Source organism: Citrobacter sp. S46_ASV_140 (assembly GCF_018919545.1).
In the GTDB taxonomy this organism is placed as follows: domain Bacteria; phylum Pseudomonadota; class Gammaproteobacteria; order Enterobacterales; family Enterobacteriaceae; genus Citrobacter; species Citrobacter braakii.
The window spans coordinates 1-1,496 of sequence record NZ_JAHLRC010000257.1; the positions used below are offsets into that span (position 1 = coordinate 1).

The following is a 1,496-nucleotide window of genomic DNA, read 5'->3' on the forward strand; positions in this document are numbered from 1 at the left end:
CAAAGAAAGGCACAAAACCACCTTCGGCCGGGAAAAAGGACGCCAGCAAAACAACGGTAATCAGCGTTATCGTGAACGGATCAAGAATACGAAAAAGTTTCATAAAGACTCCTGAAATTCGGTAGTAACATTTTGCTTTTTTCCGTTTGAGAAATAAAATTGATTTATTGCATCCATATATGAATCGAATAGATGAATTACTCTCTGCGTCAGTTGCGTATCTTTGTCACCGTCGCTCAGGCCAAAAGCTTTAGCCGGGCGGGGGATATCATCGGCTTAAGCCAGTCGGCGGTCAGCCATAGTGTCAAAGAGCTGGAAGGGCAGACGGGTGTGCGGTTATTGGACAGAACCACGCGGGAAGTGGTACTGACGGAGGCCGGACACCAGTTGGCGGCGCGGCTGGAACGTATTCTGGATGAATTGCATAGCACGCTGCGCGAAGCCGGACAGGTAGGAACGCAGTTAACCGGCACGGTACGGGTTGCCGCCAGCCAGACGATCTCTGCTCATCTTATTCCGCAGTGTATTGCCCAGAGTAATCAGCTTTATCCGGCTATCGATTTTGTGCTGCACGACCGGCCACAGCAATGGGTGCTGGAGAGTATTCGCCAGGGAGAAGTGGATTTTGGCATTGTGATTGATCCCGGCGCAGTCACCGATTTGCAGTGTGAAGCCGTGCTGTCCGAACCGTTCCTGCTGCTGTGTCGCCAGGATCATCCGTTAGCCCAACGAGAGTGGGTGAACTGGCAGGATTTGTATCATGAACGCCTGGTGCTACAGGATTATGCTTCCGGTAGTCGACCGCTGATCGACGCTGCGCTGGCCCATTTTTCCATTGATGCCAATATCGTTCAGGAGATTGGCCATCCCGCCACGCTGTTTCCGATGGTTGAGGCGGGGATTGGCATCAGCGTGCTGCCCGCGCTGGCGCTCCCCTTACCGCAGGGCAGTCACTTGCAGGTTAAGCGCCTGACGCCGGTTGTTGAACGGCAACTGATGCTGGCCCGACGTAAAAACCGCTCTTTATCAACCGCTGCTCAGGCGCTGTGGGATGTGGTGCGTATGCAGGCCAGTGAATTAACCGCAGCCCGCGCCCGCGATCCGTTGTATCAGTTATAACGCTCACACTGGTGGTTATCAGAGGGGAAATGGTTCTTCTCTGCATAGTAAAAAGGCGCCTTTTTACATTGGTGGGTCGTGCAGGATGACTCGCTTCGCTCGCCCTTCGGGCCGTCGCCGTAAACGGCTCCGTTGTCTCACTGCGTTCGACTCGACCTGCTGCAGGTTCGAATCTTATAAATTGCAGATAGCAAAAAGGCGCCTTTAGGGCGCCTTTTTACATTGGTGGGTCGTGCAGGATTCGAACCTGCGACCAATTGATTAAAAGTCAACTGCTCTACCAACTGAGCTAACGACCCGAAGTGGTGGGTGATGACGGGATCGAACCGCCGACCCCCTCCTTGTAAGGGAGGTGCTCTCCCAGCTGAGCTAATCAC

1 protein-coding gene, 1 tRNA gene, 1 other RNA gene and 1 pseudogene are annotated in these 1,496 nt (G+C 53.5%); 1 reads left to right on the forward strand and 3 read right to left on the reverse strand.

Annotated features, from left to right (window positions below; genetic code table 11):
• Positions 1–103 (reverse strand): annotated as a pseudogene (locus tag KQJ19_RS23545) (bile acid:sodium symporter); the annotation flags it as partial.
• Between the two features lie 89 nt (positions 104–192).
• Between KQJ19_RS23545 and KQJ19_RS23550 the strand changes: the two are divergent.
• The gene (locus KQJ19_RS23550; RefSeq protein ID WP_016153919.1) at positions 193–1,119 is read left to right on the forward strand and encodes a LysR family transcriptional regulator; all 927 of its coding nucleotides are present in this window, start codon (positions 193–195) and stop codon (positions 1,117–1,119) included.
• A gap of 69 nt (positions 1,120–1,188) precedes the next feature.
• On the opposite strand, the gene KQJ19_RS23555 is transcribed toward KQJ19_RS23550, so the two are convergent.
• Positions 1,189–1,313: non-coding RNA, RtT sRNA (locus tag KQJ19_RS23555), on the reverse strand.
• Positions 1,314–1,342: 29 nt separating this feature from the next.
• Positions 1,343–1,418, reverse strand: a tRNA-Lys gene (locus tag KQJ19_RS23560).
• Between the last annotated feature and the right edge of the window lie 78 nt (positions 1,419–1,496).